The organism is Modestobacter lapidis (assembly GCF_054780755.1).
This window is the reverse complement of the sequence record NZ_BAAGVS010000004.1, coordinates 108,241-130,671: the sequence shown is the minus strand read 5'-3', so window position 1 is coordinate 130,671 and position 22,431 is coordinate 108,241. Positions and strand designations below refer to the sequence as shown.

Below are 22,431 nucleotides of genomic sequence, written 5' to 3'. Positions count from 1 at the left end.
GGCTCTTCGTTCATTCCCCGCCGCGGCCGGGCTCCCCGATGGCGATCATCGCCTCCACGGCGCGCCGCGCGCGGGCAGCCGTCCCGGCATCGACGTCGATCGCGCCCTCGCCGGTGCGCAGCGTGTGCAGCAGCTTCGCCGGGGTGATCATCTTCATGTAACGGCAGGCCGCCCGGGCATTCATCGGGATGAACTCGGTGGCGTCGTTCAGCGAGCGCAGCTGGTGCAGGATGCCGATCTCGGTGGCCACCAGAACCTGCGCGGCCGTGCTCGCGGCGGCGGCGTCGGCCATGCCGCCGGTGGACAGCACCCGGGTGCGCTCGGCGGGCAGGTCGCCGGAGCTGACCAGGTCGAGCACGGAGGTGGTGCAGCCGCACTCGGGGTGCACCAGGATCTCCGCGTCGGGGTGCGCGGCGATCTGCGCGCGGACGTCGGCCGGGCTGATGCCGGCGTGCACGTGGCACTCCCCCGCCCAGATCGAGATGTTCTGCCGGCCGGTGACCCGCTTGACGTGCGCCCCGAGGAACTGGTCGGGGCAGAACAGGATCTCCCGGTCGGCGGGGATCGACCGGATCACGTCCGCGGCGTTGGACGACGTGCAGCAGATGTCGGTCTCGGCCTTCACCGCGGCGGTGGTGTTCACGTAGCTGACCACGACGGCGCCAGGGTGCTCGGCCTTCCACTCGCGCAGCTGCTCGGCGGTGATGCTGTCGGCCAGCGAGCACCCGGCGGCGTGGTCGGGCAGCAGCACGGTCTTGTCCGGGGAGAGGATCTTCGCCGTCTCGGCCATGAAGTGGACGCCGCAGAAGACGATCTCGCGGGCATCGGTCTGCGCCGCGACCCGGGACAGGTACAGCGAGTCGCCGGTGACGTGGGCGACGTCCTGGATCTCGGGCACCTGGTAGTTGTGCGCCAGGACGACGGCGCCGCGCTCGTCGGCGAGCCGGCGGACCTCGGCCGCCCACGACCCGTACTCGGCCGGGCTCATGGTCCGGTTCCCGACGGCGGCAGCGGGCGGGACGGCGATCGCGGTCAACGGCTCTCCTCGGGAGGGCGGGCTTGGTGTACCGAAAGCACGCAACGGCGGGGGCGGGGCGCAGCTTCCCTGGGCGGGGTCAGGCCAGGTGAGAGGTGTCGTTGACCAGCCGCACCGAGGAGCGCCCGTCCGACAACCAGGTGACGGTGGACAGCGACGCCGCCTCCAGGAACACCCGGTGCACGATCTCCTCGCCGACGTCCAGGCCGGCGGCCAGCAGCAGCTTGATCGGCGTGACGTGGCTGACCACCAGCACCGTATTCCCGGCCTGCTGGTCGAGGATCCGGCGGCGGGCCCGGGCGACCCGGGTGGCGACCTCCGCGATCGACTCCCCGCCCGGCGGCTTGACCTCGATCGACGCCGACCAGCGGCGGAAGGCCAGCGGGCTCTTCGCCTTGGCCTCGGCGGCGGTCAGGCCCTCCCAATCGCCGAAGTCGAGCTCGCGGAGGTCGGCGTCCGTGGTCACCGGGACACCGAGCACCTCCGCCGCGGCCTCGGCGGTCTGCCGGGTGCGCAGCAGCGGTGAGGCGACGATGACGTCGATGCCCCGGCCGGCCAGATGCTTCGCGGCTGCGGCGGCGTCCGCGCGCCCGACCTGCGACAACGGCAGGTCGCTACTGCCACTGAACCGACGCTCCGGGGTGTGCTCGGTGCGCCCGTGCCGCAGCAGGTGGGTGACGGTGGTGACCACCGGCGCGGGTTCGGTGACCGGCTGGGTCTCGTCCTCCACGGTGACCGGCTCGGTCGCCAGGTCGCGGCGTACCGGCTTGCCGTCCATCGCGCTGTTGGCCAGCGCGTCGGCCGCGCCGTTCTGCGCGCGCGGCACCCAGGTGTAGCGCACCGAACCGAGCTGCCGGGAGATGTCCCGGGCCTGGACGGCGAGCTTCTTCATGTCCGGGTGCTTGATCTGCCAGCGCCCGGACATCTGCTCCACCACGAGCTTGGAGTCCATCCGCACCTCGACCGTCGAGCTCGGGTCGAGGTCGAGGGCTGCCTGCAGACCGGCCACCAGCCCGCCGTACTCGGCGACGTTGTTGGTCGCCCGGCCGATCGACTCCGCCCGCTCGGCGAGCACCCGCCCGGTCTCGGCGTCCCGGACCAGCGCGCCGTAGCCGGCCGGGCCGGGATTGCCCCGCGAGCCGCCGTCCGCCTCGACGATCAGCTGTCGAGTCATTGCTCGACTCCGGACTCGTTCCGCTCCTCGGTCCGCGCCTCGGGTCGCCTCCGCGGTTGTTCCGCTCCTCGCTCGCTGGCGCTCGCTGCGATGCTCGCTCCCTGTCGGCTCCGGGCCGCTCCCTGCGATGCTCGCTCGCCCGTCGCCTTCGTGGCACTCACAGCCCGGAGTCCGCCGTGCGGACCAGGATCCGCCCGCAGTTCTCGCACCGCAGCACGGTGTGCGGGTCGGCGTTGCGGAAGGCGGACAGCTCGTTGCCGTACAGCTCGATCCGGCAGCCCTCGCAGCGCCGGGCGTGCAGGTGCGCGGCGCCGGTGCTGCCGGTCTGCTTCGCGACCCGGTCGTACAGCGCCAGCAACGGCGCGGACACCGACGCGGCGACGTCATCGCGCTTGGCCTGGTGGACGGTCGTCTGGTCGGCGATGTCGGCCAGGGCGTCGTCGCGCAGCCGGGTGGCGCGCTCACCGTCGGTCTGCGCCGCGGCCAGGCCCTCCTGGGCGGCGGCCAGCGCGGCGTCGGCGGCCTCCCGACGCTCCATCAGCTCGAGCACCTGGTCCTCCAGATCGAGCTGCCGCCGCTTCAGCGACTCCAGCTCGTGCTGCAGCCCGGTGATCTCCTTGGGCGTCGCCGACCCGGAGTCGATCCGCGACTGGTCGCGGGCGGCGCGCTGGGTGACGGTGTCGACATCCGCCTCGAGCCGCTTCTGTTCACGGTCGAGGTCACGCACCGCCGTCTGGGCACGGACGACGTCGCCCGACAGCTCGCGCTGCGCCTCCTCGGCGGCCTCGACGGCGGCGTTCTCGGGGAGGGTGCGCTTGCGGTGGGCGAGTTGCCCGAGGGCGACGTCCTCCGCAGCGAGTGCCAGCAGCTTCTGCTGGTCGAAGTGGTCGGCCTGCACGCGGTCAACCTACCCGCGCGCAGCCGCTCCACCGACCATGCCCGTCGACGGCGGGGCCGCTGCGTCGCCGCCGCTGGCGACGTGCGCCGTCCACGGGTCGGTGCGGCAGGCCGACACCGCCGTCCGCACCCGCCCGCCGAGGTCGCGGTGCAGCAGATCGGCGGCGACCGGGAGCCAGGGCCACTCGGACGCGTAGTGCGCCACGTCGCACAGCGCCGGACCGCCGGACTCTCCGGCATCGGAGGCCGGGTGGTGCTTGAGGTCGCTGGTGAGCAGCACGTCGGCGCCGGCCGCGGCCGCGGCGCCGAGCAGCGAGCCGCCGCTGCCGCCGCAGACCGCGACGGTGCGCACCAGCCGGTCGGGGTCGCCGGCGACCCGGACCCCACCGGTGGTCGCCGGCAGGGCGGCGGCAACCTGCTCGGCGAACTCCCGCAGGGTGACCGGCCCGGCCAGCTCGCCGACCCGGCCGAGCCCGGCCCGGGAGGGCGTGGCCGCGTTCTCGAAGAACGTGTAGCCCGGGTCCTGGTAGGGGTGGCACTCGTGCAGCGCCCGCAGCACCTCGGCCCGGCGGCCGCTCGGCGCGACCATCTCCAGCCGGACCTCGGGAACCCGCTCGAGGCTGCCCGAGGTGCCGATCGCCGGGTGCGCCTCACCGCCGGGGATGAAGGTGCCGGTGCCGGTGGTCTGCCATGCGCAGCGGGTGTAGTCGCCGATCACGCCCGCACCGGCCCGGGAGAGCACGTCGACCAGCCGGTCGGCGTGCGCGACCGGGGCGAAGACGACGAGCGTGTCGGTGTGCGGGGCGGGGACGGTTTCCAGCGGGGTGGGGTCGACCAGCCCCAGGACGGCGGCCAGCGCGTCGTTGACCCCGTGGTCGGCCGCCCGGTCGGCGTTGGTGTGCGCGGTGAACAGCGCGACTCCGGCCCGGATCAGGCGGTGCACCACCCGGCCCCTGGGGTCGGTCGCCGGCACGCCGTGCACCGGGGTGAGCAGCAGTGGGTGGTGGGTGACGACCAGGTCGGCGCCGGTGGCGATCGCCTCGTCGACGACGGCGGCCGTCGGATCGACGGCGAACAGCACCGAGCGGACCGTCTCCTCCGGATCGCCGCACACCAGGCCGACTGCGTCCCAGCTCTCGGCGAGGGCCGGGTCGTAACGGGCCTCGAGCGCGGCGATGACCTCGGCGAGCGACGCCCCGGGCAGCGGCAGGCCACTGACCGTGGCGACCGGCTCGGAGTGTGCGTCGTCTGCCGTGAGTGCCACGCCTTCGGACTGTAGGTCAGGCGCCGCCCGGCGGCCCGTTGTGTGCGAGGTTTCCGCGCCCGGCTCGGCGGGTGCCGGGGTCACCAGGACCGCCTTTGTCATCACCCGGTCGCCGGCATGGGCGGCGTCCCCGGTCGACCTGCGTCAGAACGGTGGCGGGTCGTCGTCGGCTGCGGGTGGTCCGCCGGTCCGGATCAGGACGAGATCGTCGGGCAACCGGTGGCCCGGTGGCCGGGTGGTGCGGGTGACCCCGGAGGGGGTGGTGACCGACAGGATTCCGTCGGGAGTCATGGTGAACCGCCAGCCGGGTGCGTGGGTCTTGAGCCGGTGATGGCGGCGGCACAGGCAGCAGAGATTCGCGCAGTCGGTCGGCCCGCCCGCCCCGTGGGGCACGACGTGGTCCAGGTCGGTGCGCGCGGCCGGTCGGCGGCAGCCGGGATGGCGGCAGGTGCGGTCCCGGGCCCGCACGTACCGGCGCTGCGCCGGCGTCGGCGTGTACCGATCCACCCTGGGTGGCCGGTCCAGCACCGGGCACGAACAGCCCGCGCCAGGGGCGTGCCGCGGGCAGCCGCGGCGGGCTCGCCGGGCCAGCTCACCCCGGGTCACCGTCGCGCGCAACGCCCCGGTGAGCGGGTCGGTCAGCGCGATGTCCAGGATGCCGCCGGCCGGGGCCTGCAGCCCGCCGGAGCACAGCGCGTCCAGCTGCCCGAGCAGCTCCCGCAGCTGCCCGCCGGTGATCGGTGCCCCGTCGACCGACGCGGCGTCGGCGTCGGTCGGCACAGCAGCGTCGGCCCGCACCGGGGCCGGCCCCCCGGCAGGATCGGGGCCGTTGCGGAACACCGGCAGCGGGGCCAGCACGGTCACCTGCGCGGTCACCGGCGGGCGGGAGACATCCCACGGGCGCAGCACCAGATCGGTGAGCACCAGCGCCCGCAGCTGACCGATCGGCCGCGCGTCACCGTCGTCCTTCAGCATCCGGGCATACACGTCAACGGTTTCCCGGCACGCCGCCGCCATCGGCGCCGGCAGCTCGGCCACCAGCTGCGCCAGACCGTCCGGCAACGACCGCACCGTCACATCCGCCAGCCGCTCCGCCCGCTTGCGCCGCCGGTCCGCGGCGCCCTCGTCGACCGCGATCAGCGCCGCCGCCACCCGCTCCTGCAGCCGTCTCGGCGACTCCCCCGCCACCGCCCAGCCCAGCGCCTGCGCCTCCACCTCGGCGATGACGCCCGGGTCCACCGGACCACCCGCCGCCGTCGACTGCCCGGCCAGCGCCCGCACGATCGCGTTCGCCCGCGACAGGTCGACCAACCCGTCCGCCAGCGCGCCCCAGGTGGCCGGCAACTCGTGCACCAACGCCACCGACCGCTCCGCCAACGTCACCGCCGCCGCCCGCGACGACCGCGTCACCAGTGCCAGCTCGTCGGCGAGGAACTCACTCACCCCCACCGGCGCCCGATCCGGCAGCCAGCCCTCCACCCCGGCACCCGGCTCGCCCTCGGCCAGATCCGACTGCGCCGGCCGGCGGGCCGCCAGCTCCGCCACCAGCCCCGCCTCGTACGCCGCCAACTGCGCCCGCAGATCCGCGACCGACCCCAGCTCCCCCACCAGCCCGGCATCATCGAACCCCGCCGGATCCAGCACATCGACCAACCGCGCCCGCCGCCGCGACGCAGGCACCGGCTCAGGCAGTGCCACCGTCACCGCCACCCCGAACCCACCGGCCTCGAACACACCCCGAACCTAGCCAGGGGGTACGACGAAAACGGCAAATCAGCAGCACCGGCCCCGCTGCAGGGCCCGCCGCTCCACGGCCGCGTCCAGAGGCTCGCCCTGAGCCTGCGAAGGGTGAGGAGGACGGGGTCCTGCCAGGAGCGGTGGGGGGCAGCGAGGTCCTTACGCCATCAGCGGATCGGCGTCCTCGTCGGCGGTGTAGGCCGCCCACAGGGCGGCGTACGCCCCGCCGGCGCGCAGCAGCTCCTGGTGGGTGCCGGTCTCCACGATCCGGCCGCCGTCGAGCACGACCACCCGGTCGGCGCGCGCGGCGGTGGTCAGCCGGTGCGCGACCACCAGCGTCGTCCGCCGGTGGGCGATCGCATCCGCGGCCCGGGTGACGGCCGCCTCGGTGGCCAGGTCCAGCGATGCGGTCGCCTCGTCGAACAGCAGCACGTCGGGGTCGACGAGCTCGGCGCGGGCCAGCGCCAGCAACTGCCGCTGGCCGGCCGACAGCGCCCGGCCGCGCTCCCCGACCCGGGTCCGGTAACCCTGCGGCAGCGCCGCGACCATGTCGTGCGCGCCGACGGCGCGGGCGGCGGCCTCCACCTCGGAGTCCGACGCAGCAGGCCGGCCGTAGGCGATGGCATCGCGCACCGTGCCCTGGAACAGGAACGCCTCCTGCGGGACGACGCCGAGCCGGCCGCGGTACTGCAGCAGGTCGAGGGAGCGCAGATCGGCGCCGTCCACCCGGACCGTGCCGGCCGTCGGGTCGTAGAACCGGGCGACCAGCTTGACCACGGTCGACTTGCCTGCGCCGGTCTCCCCCACCAGCGCGACCGTCTCCCCCGGCGCGACGGTCAGCGAGACGTCGTGCAGCGCCGGGGCCGGCGCCCCGGTGTAGGTGAACGTGACGGCGGCCAACCGCACCTCCCCACGCAGCCGGCCCACGGGGCGGGGTGCGGCGGCGGCCGGGGTGGACGTGGGCAGGCGCAGCAGGTCGCGCAGCCGGCGGAGCCCCACCGAGGCCTGCTGGTAGCTGTCGAACACCTGCGAGAGCTGCTGCACCGGGGCGAAGAAGGTGTCGACGTACAGCAGGAAGGCGATCAGGACACCGGCGGTCAGCGTGCCCCCCGACAGCCGCGCGGCGCCGACGGCGAGCACCGCGGCGGCCGCCACCTCGGAGAGGAACTCGACGAAGGGGAAGTAGGTGGCGATGTAGCGCTGGGCCCGCAGCCGGACGTCGCGGTAGGTCCGGGCGTACCCGCGGAACACCTCGGTGGAGTGCTGCGACCGGTCGAACGCCTGGGTGACCCGCAGGCCGGCGACGTCCTCCTGCAGCCGGGCGTTGACCGCGCTGACCCGCTCGCGGGCCTCGGTGTACGCCGGCACCGAACGCGACCGGAACCACACCGTGGCGACGACGAGCACCGGCAGCATGGCGATCAGGACCAGAGCGAGGGATGCATCCAGCAGCAGCAGTGCCACCAGCACGCCGACCAGGGTCAGCAGGCTGACCACGGCCGTGGTGAGCCCGGTCTGCAGGAACGCCGACAGCGCGTCGACGTCCGTCGTCATCCGGGTCATGATCCTTCCCGCCAGCTCGCGCTCGTAGTAGTCCAGGCCCAGCCGCTGCAGCTGGGCGAACGTCTTGACCCGCAGCGTGTACAGCAGCCGCTCGCCGGTGCGGCCGGTCAGCCAGGTCGACCCGGTGGTGACCAGCCAGTCGGCGACGACCACGGCCAGCGCGATCCCGGAGACGCCGAGCAGCACCCCCAGCGAGCCCGACGCGATACCGCCGTCGACACCTCGACGGACCAGCGCCGGAATGGCCAGCGCGGCCATCGCCGACAGCGCGACGAGGACGAGCGCGGCGGCGAGCGGCCGGCGGAACGGCCGGATCAGCCGCCGCAGCGTGAAGTCGCGGTCGGCCGCGCGGGCCCGCCCGGCGGGAACGTGGGGCTCGTCGACGGTCGGGGGCAGCCGGTCGACCAGCTCGCGCAGGGCGGCCGTCGGCGCGGCCGCGGCCAGCGCCGTCCCCCGCCCGCCGATGCTTGCCGCGGCGTCGGGCTGCGGGTGGTCGCCGTCCTCGGCCGGCGGCCCGACCTCGGGCCAGGCCGCCGGGGTCACGCCACCGGCCGGGGCCGGCGCGGCCAGGGCAGCGTCGTCGGCGTCGGCCGGGGGAAGCCCGGACAGCAGCAGCCGGTACAGCGGGCTGCGCGCCTCCAGCTCGGCGGCGGTGCCGACGTCGACCACCCGGCCGGCGTCCAGCACGGCGACCCGGTCGGCCAGCGCCAGGGTGGAGCGTCGGTGCGCCACCAGCAACGTCGTCCGGCTGCGCCCACCGGCACCCAGCAGCTCGGTGCGCAGTGCCGCGTGGATCCGTGCCTCGACCGCGGTGTCCACCGCCGAGGTGGCGTCGTCCAGCACCAGCACCCGGGGGTCGAGGAGCAGCGCGCGGGCCAGCGCGACCCGCTGCCGCTGGCCGCCGGAGAGAGTGAGCCCCTGCTCCCCGACGACGGAGTCGTAGCCCTGCGGCAGCGCCCTGATGAATCCGTCGGCCTGTGCCGCCCGCGCCGCGGCCCGCACCTCGGCGTCGGTGGCGTCCGGGCGGCCGAAGGCGATGTTGGCCCGCACCGTGTCCGAGAACAGGAAGCTGTCCTCGAACACCACGCCCATCGCCGACCGCAGCGACCCGGTGCGCAGCGTGCGGACGTCGCGCCCACCGACCCGCACCACCCCGGACACCGGGTCGTAGAAGCGTGGCAGCAGCGTCACCACGCTGGACTTCCCCGCCCCGGCCGTGCCGATCAGCGCCAGCGTCTCCCCCGGCTCGACCCGCAGCGAGACCCCGCGCAGCACCGGCCGGTCGGCGGAGTGGCCGAAGGTCACGTCGTCCAGCTCGACGGTCAGCGGCCCCTCGGGCAGCTCGTCCGCGCCGTCGGCCAGCGTGGGCCGGGCGTCGATGACCTCCAGCACCCGCTCGATGCCGGCCCGGGCCTGCTGCCCGATGGTGAGCAGCGCGGCCAGCTGCCGCACCGGGGAGACGAGTGCGGCCAGGTAGGTGGCGAACGCCAGGAAGGTGCCCAGCGAGATCGAGCCGCGCAGCGCCAGCCATCCGCCCAGGGCGAGCACGCCCACCTGCCCCAGCGCAGGAACGGCCTGCAGCGCCGGGTTGTACCGGGCGGTGAAGCGGACGACCCGCATCCGCGCCCCGAAGAGCGACCGGGCGCCGCGGTCGATCCGGTCGAGCTCGCGGTCCTCCTGGCCGAAGCCCTTGACAACCCGTACGCCGGTGACGGCGGCCTCCACGTCGCCGACCACCACGCCGGCCTGCTGCTGTGCCGCCCAGTTCGCCGGGAACAGGTCACGGCGGGACCGCAGGGCCAGCCACCACAGCGCCGGCCCGACCGCGAGCGCCACCACGGTCAGCAGCGGCGACAGCCAGGCCATCACCGCCACCGAGACGACGAACAGCAGCGCGTTGCCGGTGAGGTTGGGGACGAAGGCCAGCAGGCCCTGCACCAGCGTGACGTCGCTGATCGACCGGCTGACCGCCTGGCCGGTCTGCAGCCGGTCCTGACCGGGGCCGTCGAGCCGGGACAGCGCCGCGGCGACGTCGTTGCGCATGTCCATCTGCACGTCCAGCGACAGCCGGCCGGCGAGGTACCGGCGGACGAAGCCGGCGCCGAAGCGCAGCACCCCCGCGGCGACCAGTGCGATGACGAACGGCGTGACCGTCGCGGTGGTGTCGGCCGCGTCGGCGGCGACCACCCGGTCGACGACGGCGCGGGTGAGCAGCGGCACCGATGCGGCGATCACCGACCCGACCAGGGCGGCCCCGAACGCACCGAACAGGTCGAACCGGTGGCGCAGGCAGTAGCCGGCCAGCCGCCGCAGCCAGCCCCCGTCGGGCACGGGTGCCTCGGCGACCGGGGCGGACGGGCGAGCGACCTGCTCGGCGGTGGCGGTCACCCGCGGCGGACGACGGGCAGGCTGGCAGACCGGCCTGACTCCGCGCCCCGGTCCGCTCCTCCCTCGCAGGCCTCGGTCGATGCTCCCGAGGCTGTCGTCAGGCACGGCACGCCGTCCAGTGTGCGTCGCCACCGGCGGCCGCGCCGCCACCGGGTCGCCGACGTGCCACCGCCGCGGGGGCGCCCGAGCCCCCGTGAGGATGGGAGGCTGCGCCCGTGGCGGATCGGGGGTTGCGGGCGCCGGCCTGGCTCGAGGAGCTGGTCCGCACCAGCCCGCCGGCGGTGCCCTGGCGGGACGTCGCCCGCTTCGCCGTCGTCGTCCCGGCGCCGTTGGCCGTGGCCATCGGCGCGGCCGGTGGGGTGGCCACCGGGCCCGTGCTCGGCGCCGGCATCTTCGCCACCACGGGCGCGCTGGCCGCGACGTTGGCTCCCCAGTCGGGACCGCTGCGCGCCCGGCTCCGGCGGGTCGCCGCCGCGGTCTCGCTGGGCGCCGTCGGGCTGGCCGCCGGCCAGGTGGTCAGCGGCGAGGGATGGCTGCCGGTGCTGGTGATCGCCGTGCTGTCGGCGTGCGCGGCGCTGATCAGCTCGATCAGCGCCGCGCTGTCGCTGGGCGGGCTGCAGCTGCTCATCTACACCGCGCTGGCCGCCGGGCTGGCGACGCCGTTGCCGCTCGTCCAGGAGGTGGGCTTCTTCGCTGCCGGTGCGCTCTGGGCGTGCCTGGCGGTGCTGGTCCAGTCCCGCGCCGAGCCGCTGGATCCCGACCGCCTCGCCGTCGGCACGGTGTTCGCGCGGATCGGCGACCTGCTCGCCGCGATCGGCACCGAACGGGTCGAGGACGCCCGCCGGAAGCTGACCGAGGCGCTCAACACCGGCTACGACCGGGTGATCCACACGCGCAGCCGGTCGGCCGGGCGGAGCAAGGAGCTCGCCGAGCTGGCCGGCGTGCTCAACGCCGCGGCCCCCCTGGTGGAGGCCGCCGTCGCCGGCGCCCGCAGGGGGGCGGCCGTCGGCACCCGGGACCTCGCCGCGACCGCGGCGCTGACCATCGCGATCACCACGGGACAGCCGCTGCGGGGCGAGCGCCCGCCGCCGGTGGACGACGGACCCGCGCCGCGCCGGGCGGTGCGGCACGGCATCCGGCTGGTGTGGAACGTGGTCGGTGACCCGGAGGAGCTGGCCGGTGCCGCGGTGCCCCGGGCCGAGACCGACTGGCGGGTGCGGGCCCGCGACCTGGTGGACCGGACCGTGGGCAACGCCGACTCCCGCGCGTTCGTCGTCCGCCTGGTGCTGTGCATGACCGCCGCGGAGGTGGCCCGCCAGACGCTTCCCCTCGACCGCCCCTACTGGGTGCTGCTCACCGTCGCCATCGTGCTCAAGCCCGACTTCGGGTCGGTGTTCACCCGCGCCGTCCAGCGGGGTGCCGGCACGCTGCTGGGCGTCCTGCTCGGCTCGCTGCTGCTGTCGTTCCTGCCCCGCGACGACGGCTGGTGGGTGCTGCTGACGATGGCCCTGGCAGCCGGGGCGCTGCCGTGGGCGCGGGCGGCCAACTTCGGCCTGTTCTCGGTCTTCCAGACGCCGCTGATCATCCTGCTGCTCGAGCTCGCCGAACCCGGCGGTGTCGGCCTGGTCACCGCCCGGCTGGTCGACACCCTGATCGGCTGCGGGATCGTGCTGGTCATCGGCTACCTGCTGTGGCCGCAGACCTGGCGCGCTCCCCTCGACGACGCGCTGCGGGCCGCGACGCTGGCCCTCGACCGGTTCGTCGACGTGGCCTTCACCGGCTCGCCGGAGGACATCCGGCGGGCCCGGCGGGCCAGCTACCGCGCCCTGACCGAGCTGCAGACCCAACTGCAGCGCCGGCTGGCGGAGCCGCCGCCGATCAGCACCCGGGCGGCGGCCTGGTACCCGGTGATCGTGCAACTGGAGCGCACCTCGGACGCGGTGACCGAGGCGGTGATCGCCATGCGCTCCGGCGAGCCCGCCCCCGACCCGGCCCACGTGAGAGTGCTGCGCAAGGCGGTCCGGCAACTGGAGGAGGACCTGCGGGCGCACCGGGCGCCCGACGACGCGGAGATCTACGCCGACGGGGTGCTGGCGCCGGTGGCCCGCGAGGTGGACACCGCCCGGCGGCTGGTCCGGCAGACCACACCGGCCCGCCGGGCCGGCACCGAGGAGACCGACCAGCGTTGAACGGGTGGGCGCGGCAGGGTGGGCGCGGCAGGGATCGAACCTGCGACCGCTCGCTTGTAAGGCGAGAGCTCTCCCGCTGAGCTACGCGCCCGTGGCCCCCTCCGGACGTGGCCTGGGCCTGCCGAGGGGGTCCTTCCTCAGGCGGCGAGCCGGCCGACTGCATCCTTCCAGCCGGCTTGGGCCCGGGCGTCACCGGGCTGGTTGACCTCGGTGAAGACGATCGTCCCACCGGCGTCGACCAGGAAGGTGCCCCGCAGCGCCATGCCGGCCTTGTCGTTGAACACGCCGTAGGTCTGGGCGGTGGCGCCGTGCGGCCAGAAGTCCGACAGCAGCGGGAAGTCGAAGCCCTCCTGCGCCCGGAAGGCCTTGAGGCTGAACACCGGGTCGGTGGAGATCGCGACCACCTGCACACCGGCCTCGGTGTAGGTGGCCAGCTCGTCGCGGAGCTGGCACAGCTCACCGGTACAGATGCCGGAGAAGGCGAAGGGGTAGAAGACGACCAGCACGGGGGCGCCCCGCAGACCCTCGAGGGATACGACCTGCTTGTCCTGGTCGGGAAGGCTGAACTCGGGCGCGGTGTCGCCGACGGAGAGACTCATGATCCCGATCGTGCCGCACGTGCCGCGAGCCGATCCAGGTGGCCCTCCGCTGTCAGCGCCGGGACCGGGCCGCCTTCGGCGTGACCAGCCGGATGCCCGACCAGTCCTTGGCCGCCGAGATGCTCGAGGTCTGCTGCAGCCCCGCCGTCGGCGCGGCCTCGGTGACCTCGCCCGGCTCGACGTGGCCCGGCCGCCCGGACTTGGGGACCAGCAGCCACACCACCCCGTCCTCGGCCAGGGAGGCGATCGAGTCGACGAGGGCGTCGATCAAGTCGCCGTCCTCCTCGCGCCACCACAGCAGGACGACGTCGGCGACCTCGTCGGAGTCCTCGTCGACCATCTCACCGCCGGAGAGCTCCACGACGGAGTCGCGCAGGTCCTCGTCGGCGTCCTCGTCCCAGCCGAGCTCCTGCACGACCATGCCCGGCTTGATCCCCAGCCGGGCAGCCATGCTGGTGCTGCCCGAGTCGACGCTCATCCCTGCTGTTCCTCCATGGAGTCGGTGCCCTGCTGTTCGACACGTGATCGGTACGGATGGTGCCCTGTCCCTGGCGGGGTCGCTTGCTCCAACACCGTCACAGGATCCCGCACGAGGTGCAGGAGCTGCACGCCGGTCGACCTGGCGGACTCGTCGGGCCCGGTTGCCGGGGACCCGCGCGGGCGCCTGGCCGGGCCGCCGTAGGTGCGGAGCGTAGGGCATCACGGGCGTGGCGCAAGGCCGGCCCAGCCGCCGCGGACGCCGGGGAACCGGCCGCCCGGCCGCGGTCCCACCGCCCCGGGAACGCCTGATCACCACGGTCCTCGGGGCGGGACGGCGGGGTCAGGTGACGGACGGGGCCTGTTCGCGAGACGATGTGGTCATGAGCGCAACGCAGCAGTCGGACGGCGACCCCGCCCGCAACACAGGCACCCCCCGCGCGGTCATCACCGACGGCCTGCCGAGTCAACTGCCCGACATCGACCCCGACGAGACCCACGAGTGGCTCGAATCGCTCGACGCGGTCGTCGATCACGCCGGCCGGGACCGGGCGCGCTACCTGATGCTGCGGATGCTGGAGCGCAGCCGGGAGCAGCAGGTCGGCGTCCCCGCGCTGCGCAGCACCGACTACCTCAACACGATCCCGCCGGAGCGGGAGCCGTGGTTCCCCGGTGACGAGGACGTCGAGCGCCGGATCCGGGCCTACATCCGCTGGAACGCCGCGATCATGGTCCACCGGGCGCAGCGCCCGGGCATCGCGGTCGGCGGCCACATCTCCTCCTACGCGTCCTCCGCCTCCCTCTACGAGGTCGGCTTCAACCACTTCTTCCGCGGCAAGGACCACCCCGGCGGCGGCGACCAGATCTACTTCCAGGGGCACGCCTCCCCCGGCATCTACGCCCGCGCCTACCTCGAGGGCCGGCTCGACGAGCACCAGCTCGACGGGTTCCGCCAGGAGGTCAGCCACCCCGGTGGCGGGCTGTCGTCCTACCCCCACCCCCGGCTGATGCCGGACTTCTGGGAGTTCCCGACCGTCTCCATGGGCCTGGGCCCGATGAACGCGATCTACCAGGCGCGGTTCAACCGCTACCTGCACGCCCGTGGCATCGCCGACACCTCCGACCAGCACGTCTGGGCGTTCCTCGGCGACGGCGAGATGGACGAGCCCGAGTCGATCGGGCCGATCGGTCTGGCGGCCCGCGAGGAGCTGGACAACCTCACCTTCGTCATCAACTGCAACCTGCAGCGCCTCGACGGCCCGGTCCGGGGCAACGGCAAGATCATCCAGGAGATGGAGTCGATCTTCCGCGGCGCGGGCTGGAACGTCATCAAGGTCGTCTGGGGCCGCGGCTGGGACAGGCTGCTGGCCGCCGACCGGGACGGCGCCCTGGTCAACCTGATGAACCAGACCCCCGACGGGGACTACCAGACCTACAAGGCCGAGGACGGCGCCTACGTCCGCGAGCACTTCTTCGGCCGCGATCCGCGCACCCGCAAGCTCGTCGAGGGGATGAGCGACAAGGAGGTCTGGGACCTCCAGCGCGGCGGGCACGACTACCGCAAGGTCTACGCGGCGTTCAAGGCCGCCCAGGAGCACAAGGGTCAGCCGACGGTCATCCTCGCCAAGACCATCAAGGGCTGGACGTTGGGCAGCCACTTCGAGGGCCGCAACTCCACGCACCAGATGAAGAAGCTGACCGCCGAGGACCTGGCGACGTTCCGCGACCGGCTCTACATCCCGATCCCGGACGAGGAGCTGGACAAGACCCTCCCGCCGTACTACAAGCCCGCCCAGGACTCCGACGAGATGCAGTACATGCTCGAGCGGCGGCGTCAGCTGGGTGGCCCCATCCCCCGGCGGCGGGTGGCGGCCAAGCCGCTCAAGACCCCCGACGACAAGGCGTTCGAGGTGCTGCGCCGGGGCTCGGGCAAGCAGGAGGTCGCCACCACGATGGCGTTCGTCCGGCTGCTCAAGGAGCTGATGAAGGACGAGGAGCTCAGCCCGCGCTTCGTACCGATCATTCCGGACGAGGCCCGCACCTTCGGGCTGGACTCCCTCTTCCCGACGAAGAAGATCTACAACCCGGCCGGCCAGAAGTACACGTCGGTCGACCGCGAGCTGATGCTCACCTACAAGGAGTCCGAGAGCGGCCAGATCCTGCACGAGGGGATCAACGAGGCCGGCTCCGCGGCGTCGTTCATCGCGGCGGGCACGTCCTACGCCACCCACGGCGAGGCCATGATCCCGATCTACATCTTCTACTCGATGTTCGGCTTCCAGCGGACCGGTGACTCCTTCTGGGCCGCCGCCGACCAGATGACCCGCGGGTTCCTGCTGGGGGCGACCGCCGGCCGCACCACCCTCAACGGCGAAGGGCTGCAGCACGAGGACGGCCACTCGCTGCTGCTGGCCGCGACCAACCCGGCCGTGGTGGCCTACGACCCGGCGTTCTCCTTCGAGGTCGGGCACATCACCAAGGACGCCCTGCGCCGGATGTACGGCGAGGACCCGGGTGCCCCGCTCGGCGGGCACCGGAGCGCCGACGTCATGTACTACCTGACGATCTACAACGAGCCCTACGTGCAGCCGGCCGAGCCCGAGGGCCTCGACGTGGCCGGGCTGCTCGCCGGGATGTACCGCTACGCCCAGGGCCCCGCGGTCGAGGGTGGCCACAAGGCGCAGGTGCTGGCGTCGGGTGTCGCGGTGCCGTGGGCGCTGCGGGCGCAGGAGCTGCTCGCCCAGGACTGGGGGGTGTCGGCGGACGTCTGGTCGGTGACCTCGTGGACCGAGCTGCGCCGGGAGGCCGTCGAGGCCGACGAGTGGAACCTGCTGAACCCGGCAGAGGAGCAGAAGGTGCCCTACGTCACCCAGTCGCTCCAGGACGCTCCCGGCCCGGTGGTCGCCGTGTCGGACTGGATGAAGGCGGTCCCCGACCTGCTCGCGCCCTACGTCCCCGGCGGCCTCGCGTCGCTGGGCACCGACGGGTTCGGCCTGTCCGACACCCGCCCTGCGCTGCGGCGGCACTTCCGGATCGACGCCGAGTCGATCGTCGTCAAGACGCTGGCGCAGCTGGCCAACCGCGGGGAGGTCGAGCGCTCCGTCGTCCGCGACGCCGTGGAGAAGTACCAGATCGCGAGCGTCCAGGCGGCCCCGGAGGACACCACCACCGACCCGGACCAGCAGCCGGCGGCCTAGCCGTCCGGAACCAGCGGCCCGTCTCCCCTCGGGGAGACGGGCCGTTCCGCGTTCAGCCGGCGAGGGCCTGCAGCGCCATCCGGGTGTAGAGGGCCACTCCGGCCGGCAGCGCGGCCTCGTCGAACACGACGAGGTTGGAGTGGTTGCCCGGCGCGGCCCCTGGGTCCAGGTCCGGCGGGCAGGCGCCCAGGAACGCCATCGCCCCGGGCACCCGCTCCAGCACGTAGGAGAAGTCCTCGGCGCCCATCAGCGGCTCGGGCATCACGGCACTGGCCTCCTCGCCCAGCAGCGTCGCCGCGGTCGCGGACACCTGGGCCGCGACCGCCGGGTCGTTGACCGTCACCGGGTAGCCCTCCTCGCGGGTGAACTCGACGGTGAGCTCGTGCGCGGCGGCGACATGGGTCGCCACCCGCTCGACGGAATCCATGGTCGCGGCCCGCTGCTGCGCCGACAGGGTGCGGATGGTGCCCTCCAGGACGGCGGTCTCCGGGATGATGTTGTTCGTCGTCCCCGCGGTGATGTGCCCGACCGTGACCACCGCCGGGTCGAAGACGCCCACCCGGCGGGTCACCATCGACTGCAGGGCCAGCACGATCTCGGCGGCGACCGGCACCGGGTCCGCGGCCAGGTGCGGCGTGGAGGCGTGCCCGCCCCGGCCGCGCAGCGTGATCCGGAAGATGTCACCCGCGGCCATCATCGGCCCGGGCCGGACGTTGATCGTGCCGGTGCGCCACATCGTGGAGATGTGCAGCGCGAACGCGCCGCTCACCGGGGCCTCCGGGACGGCGTCGAGCAGCCCCTCCTCGAGCATGTAGCGGGCGCCGTGGAAGCCCTCCTCACCCGGCTGCAGCATGAACACGACCTGGCCCGCCAGGGAGTCGCGGCGCTCGGCGAGCAGTCGGGCGGCGCCGACGAGCATGGCCACGTGGGTGTCGTGCCCACAGGCGTGCATCGCGCCGGGGACCTCCGAGGCGAACGGCAGCCCGGTGTCCTCGTGCACCGGCAGGCCGTCCATGTCGGCGCGCAGCAGGTACGTCGGCCCGGGGCGGCCACCGCGCAGCACACCGACCACCGAGGTCGTGCTCGTGCCGGTGGCCACCTCGATCGGCAGCTCGGCCAGGGCCTCCAGCACGGTGGCCTGCGTACGCGGCAGCTGCAGCCCGATCTCCGGGAAGCGGTGCAGCCGGCGCCGCAGGTCGACGGTCCGATCAGCATCGGCACGGGCAGCGGCGAGAAGCTCAGCGACAGCGTTCGGCATGCGACCAGTCTGTAGCAGTGCTCAGCACCGCGACAGGAGCCGGTCAGTCTGCCCAGGCCGGGCGGGCCGGGTCGAGCTGCCACACGCAGACCGTGGCCGGCCCGGTGACCGACCCGTCGCCGGGTCCGGCGGTGACCGCACCCTCGCGGCAGACCACCCACAGCCCCGGCGGCGGGGTGACCTCCTCCGCCGCGCCCAGGACGGCCAGCCACAGCCGCGCGTCGGCCCGGCCGAGGTCCACCCAGCCCGCCGGGGCCGCGCGGACGTCGTATGCCGGCGGCGCGCCGGGATCGGCGGCCCGCAGGTACGCCTGGACGACGTGCGCCCCGTCGTCCCCGGCGACCTCGTCGTGGGCCAGCCCGGCCCCGGCACGCAGCACGCCCACGTCGCCGGCCCCCAGCACCGCGCCCCGCTGCCAGCGGTGGGTGAGCGAGCCGCGCAGCACGAGGGCGACGACATCGACGTCGCGGTGGGCGTGCCCGCCGTAGCCCTGACCCGGGGTCAGCCGGTCGTCGGCCAGTCTCAGCAGCGGGCCCGCCGAGCCGTCGACGGGCTCGAGCAGGAGCCGGGAGTCGGGAGGTATCACTGCGTCACCTCCTGCGCCGGTGCGGCGGCGGGTCGGGGTGCGGACACCGCTCCACCATCCCCGACCCCGGCCCGCGTGACACGCTGGGCGCGTGGAGACCGCGGGAGACGGCCGGTGAGGGCACAGCCCTCGGCGGCCACGCTGAGCCGGCTCGAGCGCGCCTCCAGCGCACTGGCCACCCAGGCGGTCGCCCGGATGGACGAGGAGCTGCCGTGGTTCCGCGCCATGCCCGCCGCGCAGCGCTCGTGGGTGACGCTCGTGGCGCAGGCCGGCGTCGCCTCGATGGTCGAGTGGTGCCGCAACCCCGGCCGCCCGCCGCGGCTCACCGGCGAGGTGTTCGGCGCAGCCCCCCGCGAGCTGGTGCGCGCCGTTCCGCTCAAGCAGACCGTCGACCTCATCAAGGTCACCGTCGAGGTGGTCGAGGACCGGGTGGAGCAGGTCGCCGAACCCGGCGACGCCGAGCAGCTGCGGCTGGCGGTGCTGCAGTACAGCCGAGAGGTCGCGTTCGCCACCGCGCACGTCTACGCCAGCTTCGCCGAGAGCCGGGGCGCCTGGGACGCCCGACTGGAGGCCCTCGTCGTCGACGCGCTCGTCCGTGGTGAGCGGTCCGACGAGCTCCCCGGGCGGGCCGCGGCGCTGGGCTGGGCGACCACCGGCCCGGTACTCGTGCTGGTCGGCGCGGCCCCGGCCGGGGTGGACGACCAGCGCGCCGCCGTCCGCCGTGCCGCCCGGTCGCAGCGCAGCGAGGTGCTCGTCGGGGTGCACGCCGACAAGCTCGTCGTCGTCCTGGGCGGGGTGACCGGGCTGGAGGAGGTCGCCGACCGGGTGAGCCGCGAGTTCGGCCCGGGCCCGGTGGTGCGCGGTCCCCGGGTGGAGTCGCTCGCCCAGGCCGGCGAGTCGGCGACCGCCGCCCTGGCCGGCCTGCGCGCGGCCGCCGCCTGGCCCGAGGCGCCCCGCCCGGTCGCCGCCGACGACCTGCTGCCCGAGCGCGCCCTGGCCGGCGACCCGGCGGCGCGCACCGCGCTCACCGAGCGCGTCGCCGTGCCACTGCAGTCGGCGGGGGCCGAGGTGCTGGAGACGGTGCGGGTGGTGCTGGGCAACGGCGGCAACCTCGAGGCCAGCGCCCGGGCGCTGTTCGTGCACACCAACACCGTTCGGTACCGGCTCAAGCGCGTCACCGAGCTGACCGGCTACTCCCTGACCGACCCTCGCGGCAGCTGGACCCTGCAGCTCGCGCTGGCCCTCACCGAACTGGAGGTCGACCGGTCGCTGTGGCACTGACCGGCACCCGGCGGGCCCGCAACGGCCGGGTGCCATGTGTGGGTGTCATTGTGGGTTCCCACGCCCGGTCGTTGTGGGCTCCGCCACCGACACGCGGCCGGATCTCCGGTTGACTGGCCTCGCTTTAGAGGGATCCTCCAAAAAGGTGTGCTGATCTTTCGTTCCCGTCTGCGGCGCGGAACCCGGCCGGGACTGGCACGGTGAACGAGTGCTGGCCGTCCTCGCCCCCGGACAGGGTGCCCAGAAGCCCGGAATGCTGACCCCCTGGCTGGAGCTGCCCGGCGCCGAGCCCTTCTTCCGCTGGGCCGGCGCCATCGCCGACGCCGATCTCCTCGAACTCGGCACGGCCGGTGACGCGGAGGCCATCAAGGACACCGCGGTCACCCAGCCACTCGTCGTCGCGATGAGCCTGTTCATCGCGCGGGAGCTGGGTGGCCTACCCGGCCCCGTCGCGCACAGCCCGCACGCCGGCCGCGACGTCGTCATCGCCGGCCACAGCGTCGGCGAGCTCACCGCCGCTGCGCTGGCCGGGGTGCTGTCGGTGGAGGCGGCGATCGCGCTCACCGCCGTCCGCGGCCGGGCGATGGCCCGCTCCTGCGAACGGACGCCTACCGGGATGTCCGCCGTCCTGGGCGGTGACCCCGACGAGGTGCTGGCCGCGATCGAGCGCCACGGGCTGGTCCCGGCCAACCGGAACGGCGGCGGGCAGGTCGTCGCCGCCGGGGCACTCGACGCGCTGGCCGCGCTCAAGGCCGACCCGCCGGCCAAGGCACGGATCATGCCGCTGTCGGTGGCCGGCGCCTTCCACACCGAGTACATGGCCACCGCCCGGGCCGAGCTGGAAGCCCTGGTCGACGGGTTGCACCCGGCCGACCCCAGCCGGCTGCTGCTGTCCAACGCCGACGGCGCCGCGGTCGACACCGGCACCGAGGTGCTGTCCCGGCTGGTCAGCCAGGTCACCAACCCGGTCCGCTTCGACGCCTGCCTGGCCACCCTGCGCGACCTCGGCGTGACCGCAGTGCTCGAGCTGCCGCCGGCCGGCGCGCTGGCCGGGCTGGCCAAGCGCGAGTGGAAGGGCTCCGACATCGAACTGCTGGCCCTGGCCGGCCCCGCCGACCTCGACCGTGCCCGCGAGCTCATCACCGCCGAGCGCAGCCGGTCGGAGGCCGAGCACCAGCCCGACTGGCGCGTGGTCGTCTCTCCCGTGCGCGGCACCGTCAGCCCCGCCGAGGTCGCCGAGGGCACCCACCTGCCCGCCGGCACCCCGCTGGGCTGCGTCCGCAGCCGCCGCGAGGAGGTCAACGTCTCCGCCGGCTACGACGGCGTGCTCGCCGAGTGGCTGGTGCACGAGGGCGATCTCGTCGATGCCGGTGATCCACTGGCCCGTCTCTACCCGGAGGTCTCCGCGTGACTTCGCTACGCATCCAGCAGGGCGCCGCGGGCGCCCGTGTCCTCGGCCTGGGGGCATACCGCCCGCGCCGGCGGGTCACCAACGACGAGCTGGCCCAGACGATGGACACCAACGACGAATGGATCCAGAGCCGGGTCGGCATCGCCGAGCGCCGCTGGGCCGAGCCCGACGAGACGCTCGTCGAGATGGCCGTGGCCGCCGGTGGCAAGGCGCTGGCCGCCAGCGGGCTGGCCCCCGACGCCGTCGACCTGGTGATCGTGGCCAGCGCCAGCCTGCGCAAGCCGATCCCCGGCATGGGTCCGCTGGTCGCCCACCGGCTCGGCGTGAACCGCCCCGGCGCCTTCGACCTCAACGCCGGGTGCGCCGGCTTCTGCTACGCCCTCGGGGTGGCCGTCGACGCCATCCGGGCCGGCTCCGCGGTCAACGCGTTGATCATCGGCGTCGAGCGGCTCACCGACGTCACCGACCTGACCGATCGCGGCACCGCCGTGATCTTCGCCGACGGAGCCGGGGCGATGGTCATCGGCGCCTCCGACGAGCCGGGCATCGGCCCGGTGGTGTGGGGCAGCGACGGCGACCAGCACACCGCCATCTCCATCCCCGAGGGTCTGCCGCACATGACCATGGCCGGCCAGGCGGTCTACCGCTGGGCGACCACGAAGCTCACCGAGACGCTGTTCGCCGCGATGGAACGGGCCGGCGTCGGACCGCAGGACATCGACGTCTTCGCCCCGCACCAGGCCAACCTCCGGATCATCGAGTCGATGGCCAAGAAGCTCGGTCTCCCCGAATCGACGGTCATCGCCCGGGACATCGTCCAGTCCGGCAACACGTCGGCGGCCTCCGTACCGCTGGCGCTGACCGCGCTGATCGAGTCCGGCGAAGCGAAGAGCGGCGACACCGCACTGGTGCTCGGCTACGGCGCCGGGCTCACCTTCGCCGGCCAGGTCCTGCAACTGCCCTGACCGCACCACCGCACGACCCATACCGCCGGGACGAACGTCCCGGACGACGCGGTGGGCCGACCCGGCCCGCTGCATCGCCTTCGAGAGAGGACCGCCCGTGAGCAGCACCCAGGAGATCCAGACCGGCGTGGCCGAGATCCTCGAGGAGGTCGCCGGGGTCGCCCCCGCCGACGTCTCCCCCGAGAAGTCCTTCACCGACGACCTCGACGTCGACTCGCTGTCGATGGTCGAGATCGCCACCGCCGTCGAGGACAAGTTCGGTGTCGCCATCCCCGACGACGAGCTCGGCAACATCAAGACCGTCGGTGACGCCATCTCCTACATCGAGAAGAACCAGTAACAGTAGAAGGACCCCACTGCTCCCCACCGCTCGCAAGCTCGCAGCGGGACCCTGCAGCGGGGCCGTTCC

General features: G+C 74.2%; 16 protein-coding genes and 1 tRNA gene. 6 read left to right on the top strand and 11 right to left on the bottom strand.

All coding sequences use genetic code 11. The annotated features are described in order from the left end of the window. Positions 1-10 precede the first annotated feature (10 nt). From nadA to ACYVG5_RS07560, 6 genes are all read right to left on the bottom strand, one after another. Positions 11-1,036, bottom strand: coding sequence for a quinolinate synthase NadA (gene nadA, locus ACYVG5_RS07585; RefSeq protein WP_246629409.1), 1,026 nt, complete (start codon positions 1,034-1,036; stop codon positions 11-13). A gap of 79 nt (positions 1,037-1,115) precedes the next feature. Beyond that, entirely contained in the window at positions 1,116-2,210 is a 1,095-nt protein-coding gene (locus tag ACYVG5_RS07580) for a bifunctional RNase H/acid phosphatase (protein WP_222044543.1), read from the bottom strand. Between the two features lie 157 nt (positions 2,211-2,367). Then, positions 2,368-3,108, bottom strand: coding sequence for a zinc ribbon domain-containing protein (locus ACYVG5_RS07575; RefSeq protein ID WP_222044541.1), 741 nt, complete (start codon positions 3,106-3,108; stop codon positions 2,368-2,370). Positions 3,109-3,117: 9 nt separating this feature from the next. Next, positions 3,118-4,371 (bottom strand): Nif3-like dinuclear metal center hexameric protein, encoded by a 1,254-nt coding sequence (locus ACYVG5_RS07570; RefSeq protein ID WP_460683073.1) that lies wholly within the window; start codon positions 4,369-4,371, stop codon positions 3,118-3,120. A gap of 144 nt (positions 4,372-4,515) precedes the next feature. Then, positions 4,516-6,051, bottom strand: coding sequence for an HNH endonuclease signature motif containing protein (locus tag ACYVG5_RS07565; protein ID WP_460683072.1), 1,536 nt, complete (start codon positions 6,049-6,051; stop codon positions 4,516-4,518). Between the two features lie 216 nt (positions 6,052-6,267). Next, positions 6,268-10,059, bottom strand: coding sequence for an ABC transporter ATP-binding protein (locus tag ACYVG5_RS07560; RefSeq protein ID WP_222044535.1), 3,792 nt, complete (start codon positions 10,057-10,059; stop codon positions 6,268-6,270). 215 nt (positions 10,060-10,274) lie between these two features. On the opposite strand from ACYVG5_RS07560, the gene ACYVG5_RS07555 reads away from it, so the two are divergent. Further along, positions 10,275-12,248: an FUSC family protein gene (locus ACYVG5_RS07555; RefSeq protein WP_222044533.1), complete on the top strand. Its 1,974-nt coding sequence runs from the start codon at positions 10,275-10,277 to the stop codon at positions 12,246-12,248. A 19-nt stretch (positions 12,249-12,267) separates the two neighbouring features. Here the strand turns inward: ACYVG5_RS07555 and ACYVG5_RS07550 are convergent. The 3 genes from ACYVG5_RS07550 to ACYVG5_RS07540 form a co-directional block, all read right to left on the bottom strand. Further along, positions 12,268-12,339 (bottom strand) — tRNA-Val (locus ACYVG5_RS07550). Positions 12,340-12,385: 46 nt separating this feature from the next. Further along, positions 12,386-12,847 (bottom strand): peroxiredoxin, encoded by a 462-nt coding sequence (locus ACYVG5_RS07545; RefSeq protein WP_222044531.1) that lies wholly within the window; start codon positions 12,845-12,847, stop codon positions 12,386-12,388. A 52-nt stretch (positions 12,848-12,899) separates the two neighbouring features. Beyond that, positions 12,900-13,325: a DUF3052 domain-containing protein gene (locus tag ACYVG5_RS07540; protein WP_222044530.1), complete on the bottom strand. Its 426-nt coding sequence runs from the start codon at positions 13,323-13,325 to the stop codon at positions 12,900-12,902. Between the two features lie 382 nt (positions 13,326-13,707). On the opposite strand from ACYVG5_RS07540, the gene aceE reads away from it, so the two are divergent. Next, on the top strand, positions 13,708-16,521 hold the full coding sequence (gene aceE / locus ACYVG5_RS07535; RefSeq protein ID WP_222044528.1) for a pyruvate dehydrogenase (acetyl-transferring), homodimeric type: 2,814 nt from the start codon (positions 13,708-13,710) through the stop codon (positions 16,519-16,521). Positions 16,522-16,573: 52 nt separating this feature from the next. Here the strand turns inward: aceE and ACYVG5_RS07530 are convergent, their stop codons facing one another. Together ACYVG5_RS07530 and ACYVG5_RS07525 are read right to left on the bottom strand one after the other, a co-directional pair. Next, entirely contained in the window at positions 16,574-17,779 is a 1,206-nt protein-coding gene (locus ACYVG5_RS07530; RefSeq protein WP_222044526.1) for a M20 metallopeptidase family protein, read from the bottom strand. A 43-nt stretch (positions 17,780-17,822) separates the two neighbouring features. After that, entirely contained in the window at positions 17,823-18,365 is a 543-nt protein-coding gene (locus ACYVG5_RS07525; protein ID WP_222044523.1) for a pirin family protein, read from the bottom strand. Between the two features lie 114 nt (positions 18,366-18,479). Here ACYVG5_RS07525 and ACYVG5_RS07520 point away from each other — a divergent pair, with 114 nt between their 5' ends. The 4 genes from ACYVG5_RS07520 (at position 18,480) to ACYVG5_RS07505 (ending at position 22,362) form a co-directional block, all read left to right on the top strand. Next, the gene (locus ACYVG5_RS07520; protein WP_460683071.1) at positions 18,480-19,646 is read left to right on the top strand and encodes a PucR family transcriptional regulator; all 1,167 of its coding nucleotides are present in this window, start codon (positions 18,480-18,482) and stop codon (positions 19,644-19,646) included. A gap of 208 nt (positions 19,647-19,854) precedes the next feature. Beyond that, positions 19,855-21,057, top strand: a complete 1,203-nt coding sequence (locus tag ACYVG5_RS07515) for an acyltransferase domain-containing protein (protein ID WP_222044521.1) — start codon at positions 19,855-19,857, stop codon at positions 21,055-21,057. Next, the gene (locus tag ACYVG5_RS07510) at positions 21,054-22,022 is read left to right on the top strand and encodes a beta-ketoacyl-ACP synthase III (RefSeq protein WP_222044519.1); all 969 of its coding nucleotides are present in this window, start codon (positions 21,054-21,056) and stop codon (positions 22,020-22,022) included. The genes ACYVG5_RS07515 and ACYVG5_RS07510 overlap by 4 nt, the downstream gene beginning before the upstream one ends. A 97-nt stretch (positions 22,023-22,119) precedes the next feature. Then, the gene (locus ACYVG5_RS07505) at positions 22,120-22,362 is read left to right on the top strand and encodes an acyl carrier protein (RefSeq protein ID WP_179651488.1); all 243 of its coding nucleotides are present in this window, start codon (positions 22,120-22,122) and stop codon (positions 22,360-22,362) included. The last annotated feature ends 69 nt before the right edge of the window (positions 22,363-22,431 follow it).

Coding starts and splice junctions, on each gene's coding strand:
- ACYVG5_RS07540 (WP_222044530.1), bottom strand. CDS start 13,325: ATGAGCGTCGACTCGGGCAGCACCAGCATGGCTGCCCGGCTGGGGATC.
- ACYVG5_RS07545 (WP_222044531.1), bottom strand. CDS start 12,847: ATGAGTCTCTCCGTCGGCGACACCGCGCCCGAGTTCAGCCTTCCCGAC.
- ACYVG5_RS07530 (WP_222044526.1), bottom strand. CDS start 17,779: ATGCCGAACGCTGTCGCTGAGCTTCTCGCCGCTGCCCGTGCCGATGCT.
- ACYVG5_RS07580 (WP_222044543.1), bottom strand. CDS start 2,210: ATGACTCGACAGCTGATCGTCGAGGCGGACGGCGGCTCGCGGGGCAAT.
- aceE (WP_222044528.1), top strand. CDS start 13,708: ATGAGCGCAACGCAGCAGTCGGACGGCGACCCCGCCCGCAACACAGGC.